10 protein-coding genes and 2 CRISPR repeat arrays are annotated in these 14,882 nt (G+C 56.9%); of the genes, 9 read left to right on the top strand and 1 reads right to left on the bottom strand.

The features are described 5' to 3' along the window. The first annotated feature begins 26 nt into the window (after positions 1-26). The 3 genes from SCU88_RS12835 to mmuM all read left to right on the top strand — a co-directional run bounded on the left by SCU88_RS12835 (position 27) and on the right by mmuM (position 3,654). Entirely contained in the window at positions 27-1,145 is a 1,119-nt protein-coding gene (locus SCU88_RS12835; protein WP_138097635.1) for an S-(hydroxymethyl)glutathione dehydrogenase/class III alcohol dehydrogenase, read from the top strand. 168 nt (positions 1,146-1,313) lie between these two features. Beyond that, positions 1,314-2,723, top strand: coding sequence for an S-methylmethionine permease (mmuP, locus tag SCU88_RS12830; protein WP_175340536.1), 1,410 nt, complete (start codon positions 1,314-1,316; stop codon positions 2,721-2,723). Then, entirely contained in the window at positions 2,710-3,654 is a 945-nt protein-coding gene (gene mmuM, locus SCU88_RS12825) for a homocysteine S-methyltransferase (RefSeq protein ID WP_175340535.1), read from the top strand. The genes mmuP and mmuM overlap by 14 nt, the downstream gene beginning before the upstream one ends. Before the next feature lie 25 nt (positions 3,655-3,679). Here mmuM and SCU88_RS12820 read toward each other — a convergent pair whose 3' ends face one another. Further along, entirely contained in the window at positions 3,680-4,012 is a 333-nt protein-coding gene (locus SCU88_RS12820) for a hypothetical protein (protein WP_175340534.1), read from the bottom strand. 335 nt (positions 4,013-4,347) lie between these two features. Then, a CRISPR array of direct repeats spans positions 4,348-4,975; the repeat unit is 28 nt; unit sequence GTGCACTGCCGTACAGGCAGCTTAGAAA. A gap of 198 nt (positions 4,976-5,173) precedes the next feature. Between SCU88_RS12820 and cas1f the strand changes: the two genes are divergently transcribed. The 6 genes from cas1f (at position 5,174) to cas6f (ending at position 14,847) form a co-directional block, all read left to right on the top strand. Then, on the top strand, positions 5,174-6,157 hold the full coding sequence (cas1f, locus tag SCU88_RS12815; RefSeq protein ID WP_175340533.1) for a type I-F CRISPR-associated endonuclease Cas1f: 984 nt from the start codon (positions 5,174-5,176) through the stop codon (positions 6,155-6,157). After that, on the top strand, positions 6,154-9,396 hold the full coding sequence (gene cas3f, locus SCU88_RS12810; RefSeq protein ID WP_175340532.1) for a type I-F CRISPR-associated helicase Cas3f: 3,243 nt from the start codon (positions 6,154-6,156) through the stop codon (positions 9,394-9,396). Before cas1f ends, cas3f begins: the two co-directional genes overlap by 4 nt. 154 nt (positions 9,397-9,550) lie before the next feature. After that, positions 9,551-10,778: direct repeats of the CRISPR family, unit length 28 nt; unit sequence GTTCACTGCCGTACAGGCAGCTTAGAAA. Positions 10,779-11,022: 244 nt separating this feature from the next. Then, entirely contained in the window at positions 11,023-12,333 is a 1,311-nt protein-coding gene (gene csy1, locus SCU88_RS12805; RefSeq protein WP_175340531.1) for a type I-F CRISPR-associated protein Csy1, read from the top strand. Further along, positions 12,330-13,265, top strand: a complete 936-nt coding sequence (gene csy2, locus SCU88_RS12800) for a type I-F CRISPR-associated protein Csy2 (RefSeq protein WP_175340530.1) — start codon at positions 12,330-12,332, stop codon at positions 13,263-13,265. Before csy1 ends, csy2 begins: the two co-directional genes overlap by 4 nt. A 13-nt stretch (positions 13,266-13,278) precedes the next feature. Continuing rightward, positions 13,279-14,283, top strand: a complete 1,005-nt coding sequence (gene csy3, locus SCU88_RS12795; protein WP_175340529.1) for a type I-F CRISPR-associated protein Csy3 — start codon at positions 13,279-13,281, stop codon at positions 14,281-14,283. Positions 14,284-14,292: 9 nt separating this feature from the next. Beyond that, the gene (gene cas6f, locus SCU88_RS12790; RefSeq protein ID WP_175340528.1) at positions 14,293-14,847 is read left to right on the top strand and encodes a type I-F CRISPR-associated endoribonuclease Cas6/Csy4; all 555 of its coding nucleotides are present in this window, start codon (positions 14,293-14,295) and stop codon (positions 14,845-14,847) included. The last annotated feature ends 35 nt before the right edge of the window (positions 14,848-14,882 follow it).

Here is a 14,882-nt window from a genome sequence, read left to right as displayed (position 1 = left end):
ACCAACCAAACAGGGGAAGGGAGACTATGAAATCACGTGCAGCCGTTGCGTTCGGCCCGGGCAAACCGCTGGAAATTGTCGAGATTGACGTAGCGCCGCCGAAGAAGGGCGAAGTGCTGGTTAAAATTACCCACACCGGCGTATGCCATACCGATGCATTCACCCTCTCCGGCGACGATCCCGAAGGCGTCTTTCCGGCGGTACTGGGCCACGAAGGCGGCGGTATTGTGGTAGAAGTGGGCGAGGGCGTTACCAGCGTGAAGCCGGGCGATCACGTTATTCCGCTTTACACCGCAGAGTGCGGCGAGTGCAAATTCTGTAAGTCGGGCAAAACCAACCTCTGTCAGGCGGTGCGCGCCACCCAGGGCAAAGGACTGATGCCGGACGGCACCACCCGTTTTTCCTACAACGGCGAACCCATCTATCACTACATGGGCACCAGTACTTTTAGCGAGTACACCGTGGTAGCCGAAATTTCGCTGGCGAAGGTCAACCCGCAGGCGCCGCTGGACAAAGTCTGTCTGCTGGGCTGCGGCGTCACCACCGGCATCGGCGCGGTCCACAATACCGCGAAGGTGAAAGAGGGCGACAGCGTGGCGATCTTCGGGCTGGGCGGTATTGGCCTTGCGGCAATCCAGGGGGCGGTACAGGCGAAAGCCGGGCGGATTATCGCCATCGACACCAACCCCGAGAAGTTCAAACTGGCACTGGAGATGGGCGCCACCGACGTGGTGAATCCGAAGGATCACGAGCGTCCCATTCAGGAAGTGATTGTCGAGATGACCGACGGCGGCGTCGACTTCAGCTTCGAGTGTATCGGCAATGTGGATGTGATGCGCGCCGCGCTGGAATGCTGCCATAAAGGCTGGGGCGAAAGCGTGATTATCGGCGTGGCCGGTGCCGGGCAGGAGATCCGTACCCGTCCGTTCCAGTTGGTTACCGGGCGCGTCTGGCGCGGTTCCGCCTTTGGCGGCGTAAAAGGGCGCACTCAGCTACCGGGTATGGTTGAAGACGCCATGGTAGGCAAAATCCGCCTCGATCCCTTTATTACTCATCGTCTGCCGCTCTCGAAGATCAACGAGGCATTCGACCTGATGCACGAAGGCAAATCGATTCGTACCGTCATCCACTTCGGCGACGAATAAGCCCGTTCCCTTCCGGCCGGTGATGCCCGTCACCGGCCTTATTCATCTTTAGTTTCATTACGTTACCATTTCCTTGCGCTGCATAAAGCCATTGCATTTCGTGATTGCGGCGAGTATAACGCTTCTCTTATGCCAGATGTTTAGACGTCTATACGTAAAGAAGGCAGTATGCAAGAGAACCCAAATCAAGGCGCATTTCGCCGAACCATGAAGACCCGCCACCTGGTGATGCTGTCGCTGGGCGGGGTGATCGGTACCGGGCTGTTTTTCAATACCGGCTATATTATCTCGACAACGGGTGCGGCGGGCACGCTGCTGGCCTATCTGATAGGCGCGCTGGTGGTGTGGCTGGTGATGCAGTGCCTGGGAGAGCTGTCGGTCGCGATGCCGGAAACGGGCGCTTTCCACGTTTATGCCAGCCGCTATCTGAGCCCGGCTACCGGCTATACCGTGGCCTGGCTTTACTGGCTGACCTGGACCGTGGCGCTGGGCTCCAGCCTGACCGCTGCCGGGTTCTGCATGCAGTACTGGTTTCCCTCGGTGCCGGTGTGGATCTGGTGCCTGATATTCTGCGTCGCTATCTTTGTGATGAACGTCTTTTCGGCGCGCGTTTTCGCCGAAGGGGAGTTCTGGTTTTCGCTGATTAAGGTCATCACTATCCTGGCCTTTATTATTCTGGGCGGCGCCGCCATGTTCGGCATTATTCCGCTGCGTGACGGCACCCCGGCGCCGTTTTTCAGCCATCTGGCCGAAGGCGGTCTGCTGCCCCACGGCGTACTGCCCATCATGATGACCATGGTAGCGGTGAACTTCGCCTTTTCCGGCACTGAACTTATTGGGATCGCCGCCGGGGAGACCGCCGAGCCCCACAAGGTGTTGCCCATTGCCATTCGCACCACCATCGCCCGGCTGATTCTGTTTTTTATCGGTACTGTGCTGGTTCTGGCGGCGCTAATCCCGATGGATCAGGCCGGAGTGGTGAAGAGCCCGTTCGTACTGGTGTTCGAGAAAATAGGTATTCCCTGGGCTGCGGATATCATTAACTTTGTGATTCTGACGGCGATTCTCTCTGCCGCTAATTCCGGGTTGTATGCTTCCGGGCGCATGCTGTGGTCCCTTTCTAATGAGCGCACGCTGCCACGCTGCTTTGCGCGCCTGACCCGGCGCGGCATTCCACTGACCGCGCTTTCCGTCAGCATGCTGGGTGGGGTACTGGCGCTGTTTACCAGCGTAGTGGCGCCAGATACCGTTTTTGTGGCGCTGTCGGCCATTTCCGGTTTTGCGGTGGTGGCGGTCTGGCTGGCGATTTGTGCCTCGCACTATCAGTTCCGTCGCCACCATCTGCGCAGTGGCGGCACTCTGGCGCAGTTGCACTACCGTGCGCCCTGGTTCCCCCTTACGCCAGTGCTGGGATTTGTGCTCTGCCTGGTGGCCTGCGTCGGGCTGGCGTTCGACCCGGAACAGCGTATTGCCCTGTGGTGCGGGCTGCCTTTTGTAGCGCTGTGTTACGGCGCGTATTATCTGACCCGCAAGCTTTCGACCCGTCGGCAACAGGAGGTCACCCATGCCGCTGAATAATCCATTAACGTCCATTCTGGAGCGCGATCCCTTCCTGGTGCTGGATGGTGCGCTGGCCACCGAACTGGAAGCCCGTGGCTGCAACCTGGCGGATAGCCTGTGGTCGGCGAAGGTGTTGCTGGAACAGCCGGAGCTGATTTATCAGGTTCATCTCGACTATTTTCGCGCCGGTGCTCAGTGCGCTATTACCGCCAGCTACCAGGCCAGCGAGGCAGGCTTCGCAACCCGGGGGATAGAGGGTGCCCAGGCGCGAGAGCTGATGATTAAAAGTGTTGCGCTGGCCCGGGAGGCGCGGACCGACTACCTGAAGGAAAAGCCGCAGGACGGACCGCTGCTGGTGGCAGGTTCGGTGGGGCCTTATGGCGCTTTTCTGGCGGATGGCTCTGAATATCGCGGTGACTATCAATGTAGTGCCGCGGAGTTTGCCGATTTTCATCGGCCACGGATTGCGGCGCTGGTGGAAGGGGGCGTCGATCTGCTGGCCTGCGAGACTCTGCCATCGTTCAGCGAACTCCAGGCGCTGACCGCACTACTGGCGCAGGCGTTTCCGCAAACCGGGGCCTGGTTCACCTTTACGCTGCGTGATGCCGAACACCTGAGTGACGGCACGCTGCTTAGCCAGGTGGCGGCGCATTTGAACGCCTGCCCGCAGGCGCTGGCGCTGGGTATTAACTGCGTGGCGCTGGAATCTACCGATGCCGCACTGCGTCACTTTTCTTCACTGACCGCGCTGCCGCTGGTGGTTTATCCTAACTCTGGCGAAACCTATGACGCCGCCAGCAAGCGCTGGTCCCACGGCGCTGAAGGCTGCCATCAGCTGGTCGATCATCTGCCCGCATGGCGCGACGCCGGGGCACGATTAATTGGTGGCTGCTGCCGTACCACGCCGGCAGATATCGCAGCGCTGGCTGCGGTTCGGCGTCAGGTATAGAAAAAGCCCCGCATCAGGCAGAGGGTTACTGATTGAAATCCATCACCAGGTGAGTATCCGCCGCCATCAGCAGGCCATAAAGGCGTTGGGTATCCAGCGCTTTTGCATCCAGCGCGTCGCCATTACTCCAGAGCTGCAATCCTTTCGCCGCACATAACCGCAGCCAGGTCATTAGCGTTGCCGCCAGCAGGGAACAGACCTCTGTACTGCGCGAACACTCTACCGTCGTGCTGTGATCCGCGGCGAGATGATTAATAAAAATGCTGATATCGGAAGAGGGGATCAGCGCCTGAAGATCGGGCACCACCATACGTGAAGCGCGTTCGGAAAGCGTGAGTTTAAGAGTGGCGGCTAACATGAAATTCCACTGAAGTAACAACTGGCGCTACCCTACCTGATAACGGCATTTTTGGGAAGGTTTTTGGTAACATTATGGCCGGATAGTGGGGCGATATATGTCGGTTATTTGATCATTATATGATTATAAAATCTTAACCGGAATTAAAGGGTGTCGCGGATACAGTTCAAACCAGCGGTGGGCTGCTCCGCTACCGTCAGCAAAACCCTTTTTTTATCACTGTCTCTAACTTATTGATTTTACGCTATCACTGCCAGACATCAAAAAAAAGGGGTTGATAGCCTAAGTCGCGCTTTTCTCTTTTCGTAACAGGATGATAGTGCTATTTTGCTTCTGTGCACTGCCGTACAGGCAGCTTAGAAAAGTCTGAACGATGTGCTGATGCAGGGCTTCAAGTGCACTGCCGTACAGGCAGCTTAGAAAATCCCAGACCATTACAGCCCCGGATAAGTTACGTGCACTGCCGTACAGGCAGCTTAGAAATTTTCGCGCCATGTGATGAGCTCGGTCAGGCTGTGCACTGCCGTACAGGCAGCTTAGAAATATGGCTTATGACTGATAAAACCGCTCCAGAAGTGCACTGCCGTACAGGCAGCTTAGAAATATGGCTTATGACTGATAAAACCGCTCCAGAAGTGCACTGCCGTACAGGCAGCTTAGAAATGTAAAGGGCGCTACAGGCCGCGCTACGTTCTGTGCACTGCCGTACAGGCAGCTTAGAAAATCGTTACAACGCATGAATACGCCGTTTTCTTGTGCACTGCCGTACAGGCAGCTTAGAAACATTACACCCTGCGCCCTGAGCGCCTCCATGCGTGCACTGCCGTACAGGCAGCTTAGAAAAGAAATCTGGCTATCACCTTTTCAAGGGAACCGTGCACTGCCGTACAGGCAGCTCAGAAATCTTCGGCCCAATCCCGATCAAAACCGGGCATGTGCACTGCCGTACAGGCAGTCCGGAAATTCATCCAGGGGCATTTATATATGATTTACCGCCACCCGGACCTCCCAACCCAAATCCCTTACCGACGCATTTTATCGGGCTGATTAAACATATTGATTATTATCAATAGTTAGCGTGGCTTATGCGTTTACTCTCAATCTCCATACGCCGTTTATTCCCTGCCATTCGTAATAACAGATACAGGAGCATGCGCAGCCATGAGCGCCAGCGATATTCGTCCATCTGATTTAAAAACCATTCTGCACTCCAGACGCGCCAATATTTATTATTTACAGCACTGTCGGGTGTTGGTGAATGGCGGACGCGTGGAATATGTCACGGAACAGGGGAAGGAGTCGCTGTACTGGAATATCCCAATTGCCAATACTTCGGTAGTGATGCTGGGAACGGGCACTTCTGTAACCCAGGCGGCAATGCGTGAATTTGCCCGGGCTGGCGTAATGGTGGGGTTCTGCGGCGGTAGCGGCACGCCGTTATATGCCGGGAATGAGTGTGATATTGAGGTGTCGTGGCTGTCGCCACAAAGCGAATACCGACCAACGGGATATCTGCAGCAGTGGGTCGCCTTCTGGTTTGATGAATCGCAACGACTGGAGGCGGCCAGGCGCTTTCAGCAGGTTCGACTGGCGCAAATTTCCCGGTACTGGACCGGCTCCCGGCTGGTGCGGGAAGGCACTTTTTCGGTGGATATCAGCACGCTGGAGCGGGTACTGGCCCGCGCCAGCCAGACAATGGCCCAGGCCGCAACCCATAACGAACTGATGCTCCAGGAGGCTCAGCTCACGAAATCGCTCTATCGGCTGGCCAGTCAGGCGACCGGCTACGGCGATTTTACCCGCGCCAAACGCGGTGGCGGAACCGACCCGGCAAACGGCTTTCTCGATCACGGTAACTATCTGGCCTACGGACTGGCTGCCGTGGCCGCCTGGGTAACGGGTCTGCCGCACGGCCTGGCGGTGATGCACGGTAAAACCCGGCGCGGCGGACTGGTGTTTGATATCGCCGATCTAATTAAGGATGCGCTAATTCTGCCGCAGGCCTTTATTTCCGCCATGGCGGGTGAGGATGAACAGCAATTTCGTCAACGCTGTATTACCCGTTTTCAGCAGGCCGAAGCATTAGATGTGATGATCGAAACGCTACAGCAGACCGCGCAAGCGCTGTCCGGGGATGCATCATGAACATTCTGCTGATTTCTCAGTGCACCAAAGGCGCCCGGGAAGAGAGCTGCCGAATTCTGGATCGGTTTGCCGAACGTACCGGCAGCGCGGCCTGGCAAACCGCCATTACCCTGGAAGGGCTGAATACTCTGCGTAAACTGTTGCGCAAAACCGCGCGCCGCAACACTGCGGTGGCCTGCCACTGGATAAAACAGGGCGGCCAGACCGAACTGTTATGGATAGTGGGTAATCTGCGGCGTTTTAATGCCCAGGGGCGGGTGCCTACCCATCGCAGCGAACAGGATATTTTACGCCGTGGTGCTGAACATCACTGGCACAGCGCTGAAAGCATCGCATTACTGGCGGCACTGGCCGCGCTGTTCCACGACTTTGGTAAGGCCGGAAAGTGCTTCCAGGATGGCCTGACAAAGCAAGGTAAACCTCGCTTTCAGCCTTATCGCCATGAATGGCTGTCGGTGCGGCTGTTCCAGGCTTTTGTGGGCGATCTGAGTGACGAACAGTGGCTGGCGAAGCTTGGCGATATTGATTCGCGTGAAGAAAAAGCGCTGCTGGCAGCCCTGAAAAAAGACAGCCTGACATACAGCAGCAGCCCGCTATGTTCGCTCCCCCCACTGGCGCAAACCGTGGCCTGGCTGATTTTGTCCCATCACCGTATTCCCCAGTTGCAATATGGCGCTGGCCCGGATCTGCAATACAGCGCGGGCTGGCTGGAAAGGCAGCTTAATGCGGACTGGAATTCGCGGAATCATCGCGATGAGCGCTGGAAAGAAAAGGATTTTACTGCGGTATGGACCTTCCCTAAGGGAACGCCGCTGCGTAGCCGTACCTGGCGGGAAAAGGCGCGCCAGATAGTCAGGCGTGCAACTCAGGCCAGAGCGCTGCACGGTTTTGGAACTCTCGACCAGCTTTTCACCTGCCATCTGGCGCGCCTTTCGTTAATGCTGGCCGATCACCATTACTCGGCGCAGCAGCCCTGGCAAGGCTGGCAGGATGAGCGCTATGCCGTTTGGGCTAACAGCGATCGCGCATCAGGCACACTCAAGCAAAAACTGGATGAGCATCTTGCCGGGGTCAGTCACCATGCGCTGCTGCTTGGCCGCTCGCTTCCCTGGGTGCGGCGTTCGCTTCCGGCTATCGCCCGCCATAAAACTTTCCGCGAGCGGGCCTGCGGGCGCTTCGGCTGGCAGAATCGGGCCTGGGATCTGGCACTGACGCTACGCGAACGTAGCGCGGAACAGGGCTTTTTTGGAATCAATATGGCATCGACCGGATGCGGTAAAACCTTTGCCAACGCCCGGATTATGTATGCACTTTCCAGTGAACAGGAAGGATGCCGTTTCAGCGTGGCGCTGGGGCTGCGTACCCTGACGCTACAGACCGGCGATGCATTACGTTCGCGTCTGAAGCTGGAAAGCGACGATCTGGCGGTGCTGACCGGTTCCCCGGCGGTGCAGGAGCTGAATTCAACGCAGGTGGAAGATGACTGCTCCAGCGCCAGCGCGGAAGAGGTGCTGGAGGATCATCAGTATGTTCACTATGACGGCAGCGAGGTGAGCGGCCCTTTGCACCAGTGGCTGGCCGGAGACAGTCGTCTGAACCGGCTGGTCAGCGCGCCGGTACTGGTTACCACGATAGACCATCTGATGCCCGCCACCGAAGGCGTGCGCGGCGGCAGGCAGATCCCCGCTATGCTTCGGTTGCTGACCAGCGATCTGGTGCTCGATGAGCCGGATGATTTTGATAATGACGATCTTCACGCCATGTGTCGGCTGGTGAACTGGGCGGGGATGCTGGGCAGCCGCGTTTTGCTCTCTTCCGCCACGCTCACGCCAGCCCAGTGCGAGGCGCTGTTTACCGCTTACAGTCACGGTCGGCGGGAATACCAGAAGGCCTGCGGCGAGCCGGAAAGGGCGGTGAAAATCTGCTGTGCCTGGTTCGATGAGTATGGCGCTCAGGCGCAGGAGGTGAGCGGGCAGGCGATCGCAACGGGTAATCAGGGGTATCTGGATGCCCATCAGCAGTTTGCCGGGCGGCGAGCCCGTCGTCTGCCGGATCAGCCCCGATTGCGTTTTGGAAAGCTGGCGGTGATTGAACCGCAGGTTTCGGCGGCCAATGCGGTGATCGAATCCGTGGCCGATACGGTTTATCACCAGGCACTGGCGTTGCATGGTCGGCATCATCAAAGCCATCCGGAAGGAAAAACGGTTTCTCTGGGGCTGGTGCGGATGGCCAATATCAATCCTCTGGTGGCGCTGGCCCGGCGACTGATGGCGATGTCGCCGCCGGACGATTACTGCTTCCACTATTGCGTATACCACAGCCAGCACCCACTGGCGGTGCGTTCCCGTATTGAAAAGGGACTGGATGCGGCCTTTTCCCGGCACGATCAACAGCAGTTATGGCGGCAGCCGGAAATCCGCACGGCGATAGAGGAGCACCCGGCCCGCCATCATCTGTTTATTGTGCTCGGCACCTCGGTGGTGGAAGTCGGGCGCGACTGGGATGCGGACTGGGGCATTATTGAACCCAGCTCCATGCGTTCGCTGATTCAGTTCGCCGGGCGTATTCAGCGCCATCGCCAGGAGGCTCCGCAAACCGAAAACCTGATCGTACTGAACCGGAATATCCGGGCGTTGAAGGGAATTTCTCCGGCATATTGCCAGCCGGGATTCGAAAAATCGGGTCTGCTAAACAGCCACGATCTGCGCGAGCTAATGCCCGAGGCGTGCTGGCAAACGCTGAACGCTATTCCCCGTATTGTGCAGCCGACGGCAGAGAATACCTTCGCGATGCTGGAGCACAGCCGGTTGCGCGACGAACTGCTGGGTAACGATGAAGGGAGCGAACCGGTGGCTTCCCGTTGGTGGGGCGCACCGGTCACCTGGAACGGCGAGCTACAGCGCCGCACGCCATTCAGAAAGTCCCAACCGGAACAGCCATTCTTTCTTTATACCGACGATGAAGATGAAGCGCCTGATTTCTGTTTCCTGCAACAGAATGGCGAGCCGAAGCGGGCGGATGGTCTGAAGGCCGTTGAGTTAACTATGGCGCTGGGGGTAGAGCTTTGGTTCGATATCGATTACCAGCGGACACTGCTGGCGCTGGCGGAGCAGCGACAGATGGAGATTAAGGATGTCTGTCTGCGCTATGGCGAGATTCTGTTACGGAGCTCGAAAGAGCAGGCCGAGGATGACTGGCTGTATCATCCGGGGTTAGGGGTGTTCAGGCAGTATGACTAACGGCGTTCGGTATATGTGTCTGAACCCTTTTTTTCAGTGCATATGTAACTCATTGATTTTATTTGTACGGTTGTATGGCGCTGGAAAAAGGGTGTCTGGTTGATAATCGCCGATTTTGGTTTATAAACCGGCGGGTTACTGTTATTTTTCTTCAGTTCACTGCCGTACAGGCAGCTTAGAAATCTCGAGGAAAAGGAAATGCCATCAAGAAAAAGTTCACTGCCGTACAGGCAGCTTAGAAATCCTGAGCTCATACATATCACCCCCGACACATGTTCACTGCCGTACAGGCAGCTTAGAAAGCTGACGTGTTCACGCCCTGGGCCATGTTCTGGTTCACTGCCGTACAGGCAGCTTAGAAAACGACCAGGTAGCTCTGTCCACCAACGGCTTCGTTCACTGCCGTACAGGCAGCTTAGAAAACCAATAGCGACTCCCAGCCTCAGGCTGAGCAGTTCACTGCCGTACAGGCAGCTTAGAAATACCCCGCACACGATAGCTGGGATGAAGAGTTGTTCACTGCCGTACAGGCAGCTTAGAAAATCCTCACCCAAACTCAACCTGAAATCACCGTGTTCACTGCCGTACAGGCAGCTTAGAAATGGTTCGGGGGCTGATTGACTGGCTGGCTGAGGTTCACTGCCGTACAGGCAGCTTAGAAAACCCTCCTAGCGCACTTAGCGCTCCTTATCATGTTCACTGCTGTACAGGCAGCTTAGAAAAATATCGTGAACGCACCGCGTTATCGTCCAGTGTTCACTGCCGTACAGGCAGCTTAGAAATTCAATGGTGTTCGCTTCGACGTAGCCAAAATGTTCACTGCCGTACAGGCAGCTTAGAAATGCCGATATGGCGCTTAACATTTGAATGATGTGTTCACTGCCGTACAGGCAGCTTAGAAAATTTCAGTTACCGTCCTGTTGCGGCTGATGCGGTTCACTGCCGTACAGGCAGCTTAGAAAGGAAAACGACTGCGGAACGGCTCCGGGGTATCGTTCACTGCCGTACAGGCAGCTTAGAAAGCTATATCCCGAGTGACCTCGCGGCGCACAATGTTCACTGCCGTACAGGCAGCTTAGAAAACGACCTGGTACTAAGCGAAAAGCGAATCATCGTTCACTGCCGTACAGGCAGCTTAGAAAAACGATCCGGAATCACCGGAGAGTTGCAGGACGTTCACTGCCGTACAGGCAGCTTAGAAAGGTTACGCCAACCCTGCACAGTTCACCACCAGGTTCACTGCCGTACAGGCAGCTTAGAAAACCTTTCGGCGTGACCTACCACTAAATACGTAGTTCACTGCCGTACAGGCAGCTTAGAAAATCAGACATGCCTCTCGCTTAGGGAAGTTGCAGTTCACTGCCGTACAGGCAGCCCAAAATCACCCGGCCGGATAAATTCATATATCAGGAATCTTTAATATATAGATAGCCAGAACGGAGGAACGTTCTGAGCGTCGTTTGTCGAATTCGGCAACGAACTAATTTAGATAATTTGATTATTATCAATAGTGAAATCCAGCCATGCAGTTACGCTTCTCGGGTTATATCCGTTATTTCTTCCTCTAAACCATGAATGCAATGATTACTTTCAATAGTTAAGGATTACTCATCTTAAGGAGGAGTGATGCTACAAACACCACTAACTGCTTTTATCGCCGAATATATTGCCGCCCGGGGGCAGACCAGGCTGGAAGCGTTTGATAAAGCAGCGGCGAAGCGGCTGGAGGCAGATGGCGCAGCGACCATTGCCGCAGAGCGTCGTGGACTGGAGTTGCGCTATACGCCCGGCACCTGGCTGACCGATGCGGCGGCGCGGGCAGGGCAGATTAGCCTGGTCACCCATGCGGCCAAGTTTACCCATGGGGATTCGAAGGGCAGCAGCCTGTATAGCGAAACGCGCCAGGATGATGGCTATCTGGGCAGCGCGGCGCTGGACGTACTGGCAACCGATGCGGTGGGCAATGCTGCGGCGCTGGATGTGGCAAAACTGCTCCAGACCGAAGTTGAAGGTGATTCGCTGCTGGCGGCCCTGAAACGCCAGGATCACAGCGCGCTGGCGACCTTTGCCGAAAACGAACAGCAACTGGCGCAGTGGGTAGCCGGTTTTTCCCGGGCCCTGACTCCCGGTCAGCCCGCCTCCCATAAGCTGGCTAAGCAGATCTACTTTCCGGTGAACGGCGGCTACCATCTGCTGAGCCCGCTTTTTGCTTCTTCCCTGACTCATGCCATGCATCAGAAGATCGTCGCCCTGCGCTTTGGTGATGAAGCCAAAGCCGCATGGCAGGCACGGCGCAGCGAAACCTGGCACCACAAACCCCTGGTCTCCTTCCCGCAAATGGCCGAGATGCACTTTGGCGGCACCAAACCCCAGAATATCTCTTACCTGAACAGCGTCCGTGGCGGAAGGGCCTGGCTGCTTGCCGCCCAGCCGCCGCGCTGGAAGGCGCAGGATAAACCTCCGCGCGCCATGCGTTCGCTGTTCACCCAGGGGGCGCAGTACGATCGCGCTGCCTCGCCCATTATTCGGCGCATTACCCGGCTGGTTATCGACAGTGGTGATTATAAAAATGTCCATATTCGCCAGGCTCGGGATGGCTACATCGATGAACTAATCGATCGGCTGTTTGTGATGGCCGCCAATTATCAACGTGAGGAATGGCAGGGCTGGAGCCAGCATTGCCCGGAACTCAAGATGCATCAGCAACTGTGGCTCGATCCCTGGCGCTGCAAAATTGACGATGCCTTTGCTGCTGAGCGCGATAAAGATGAATGGCAGGATCTGGTGGCAGAAGATTTCGCCCGCTGGCTTAACCACCGGTTGCGTAAGCAGTTGCCAGACGTCGGTCAGGCGGAAAAACGCAGTTGGGAAACGCGCCTGCGCCTGCGTCAGCAGCTACGGGAAATGGAACAAATTATCCGCGAGGGGCTGAAATGAGCACGCTTATCTTACTGCGCCGCCTGCGGGTGGAAAACGCAAATGCCGTGGCGGGGCTGACCTGGGGCTTTCCGGCCATGACTCACTTTATGGGATACACCCACGCGCTTTCCCGTCGGCTTGGTGCCGACAGTGGGCTGTCGCTCACGGCCTGTGCGGTTATCTGTCACGATCATCAGGCTCACGCTTACTCTTCGGGACGCGACTATCAGTTCGCCCTGACGCGCAATCCGCTAACTAAAGAGGGCAAAACCGCCTCTTTTAATGAAGAGGGGCGGATGCATATGACCGTTTCCCTGCTGCTGGAATGCCAGGGGGAGATCGAAAACGGTGAATATGGCAGGCGCGATCTGGAAGCCCGCCTGGCGCAGCTTTGCCCGTCGCAGCGGCTGGCCGGAGGCATTATCACCGGCGAACCAGAAATACTGGTACTGGACAGGCCCCGTACAAGCGGCGAGCTTAAAAAATTGCAGTGGCGGATGATGCCCGGCTTTGTACTGCGCGACCGCAGCAACTGGCTGGGCGAACATCACCAGGCGTTATTGCAGGAAGATCCGCAGGCGACCCGGCTTGATGCCTGGCTGGATTTTGCGGCACTCAAGATGCAGGCCGAAATGCCAGAGGGGGAAGAGTCGCAGGAAGGCGCGGCGGCAGCGTGGCGTTATCTGCCCAAACCCCGGCCCGGCTACCTGGTACCCCTGATGACCGGCTGGCAGAGGATATCTGCGCTTTACCCGCCGGGAGCGGTGGAAAACGCACGGGATCCGGATGTACCTTTTGCCTTTGCCGAGGCGGTTTACGGAATTGGCGAATGGTGTGGGGTACATCGCATCAGCGATCTCAACGACGTTTTCTGGCGCTATCACACCACTGAAACCGGTTATTACTGCTGCGGCACCGACGTGCAGCAGAGATCAGAACATCATGAATAAAAAGGATGAATCCATGGCAAAGGCACCGACTACTGTAAAAACCGCTTCTGTACTGGCATTTGAACGCAAGCTCGCCACCTCCGACGCCATTTTGCTGGCCGGTAACTGGCAGGGCAGCGACTGGCAACCCATTCGCGTTCAGGAAAAGGCCGTGCGTGGCACCATCTCTAACCGCCTGAAAAATGCAATCACCAATGATCCGGTTAAGCTGGATGCCGAGATCCAGAAGGCTAACCTGCAACGGGTGGACGTGGCGGCGCTCCCTGCGGATGCCGATACCCTGAAGCTGATTTTCACCCTGCGTGTGCTGGGTAACCTGGCGGTGCCATCGGTTTGCAACGATCGCGCCTATCAGGATGAACTGACACAAGTTATTAACGGATACGTTGAAGAACAGGGTTTTGACGAGCTGGCGCGTCGCTATGCCTCCAACCTGGCGAACGGACGCTTCCTGTGGCGTAACCGCGTGGGCGCAGAACAAATCCAGATTCGCGTAACGGGTAAAGAGGGGCAGGTGTGGGAATTTAACGCCCATGATTACTCACTGCGGGAATTCAACGCCGACGATAGCGCGCTGAACGAACTGGCACAGCAGATCGCCCAGGGACTCAGCGGGCAAAATTTTGTTCTGCTGACCGTCGAGGCTCAGGTACGGTTGGGGGCTGGGCAGGAGGTCTTTCCTTCTCAGGAGCTGGTGCTGGACAGCAACAGCAGTAAAAGCCGTTTGTTGTACCAGGTGGATGAGGTGGCCGGTATTCATTCCCAGAAGATTGGCAATGCGCTGCGTACCATTGATACCTGGCACCCGTTGGCCGACGAGTATGGCGCCATCGCCGTTGAGCCTTATGGTTCGGTGACCAGTCGCGGCATAGCCTGCCGCCAGCCCAGAGAGAAGATGGATTTCTATACCCTGCTGGATAACTGGGTGGTGAAAGGGCAGAAGCCGGAAGTGGAACAGCAGCATTACGTAATGGCGGTTCTGATCCGCGGCGGCGTCTTCGGCGAAAAGAGCGAGTAAGGAGTGACGATGGATCACTATCTGGAGATCCGGGTTCTTCCCGATCCTGAGTTCACCGAACCCCTGCTGATGGCGGCGCTGTTTGCCAAACTGCATCGGGCGCTAGGCGCGCGCGGGCAGGGGGATATCGGCGTCAGCTTTCCGGAATATGGAAAGACTCCTGGGGCGGTGCTGCGGCTGCACGGTAGTCACGCTGCCCTGAATGAACTGGAAGCGACGCGCTGGCGCGCTGGACTGAGCGACTACTGTCGCTGTTCAACCATAGCGCCGGTTCCGGTCGTCAGTCACTGGCGGGTGGTCAGCCGCGTACAGGTAAAAAGCAGCCCGGAACGCCTGCTGCGCCGTTCAGTGCGTAAAGGCTGGCTGAGCGAAGAGCAGGCCGAAGCACGGCTGCAAACCATGAAGACTCAGCAGACGACGCTGCCGTACCTTAGCCTGAAAAGCCTTTCCAGCGGGCAATCGTTCCGTTTGTTTTTTCGCCATGGCGATATGCTGTCGGCGCCGGTGACCGGGCGCTTTAGCAGCTATGGTTTAAGCGCCCAGGCCACCATTCCCTGGTTCTGAAACGCCTGCCTGTACCAGACGCCGGGATAGCTCCC

It is taken from the genome of Jejuibacter sp. L23 (assembly GCF_050815825.1).
GTDB lineage: Bacteria > Pseudomonadota > Gammaproteobacteria > Enterobacterales > Enterobacteriaceae > Jejubacter > Jejubacter calystegiae.
The sequence above is the reverse complement of the archived record's forward strand: the minus strand, read 5'-3'. Positions and strand labels throughout refer to the sequence as shown.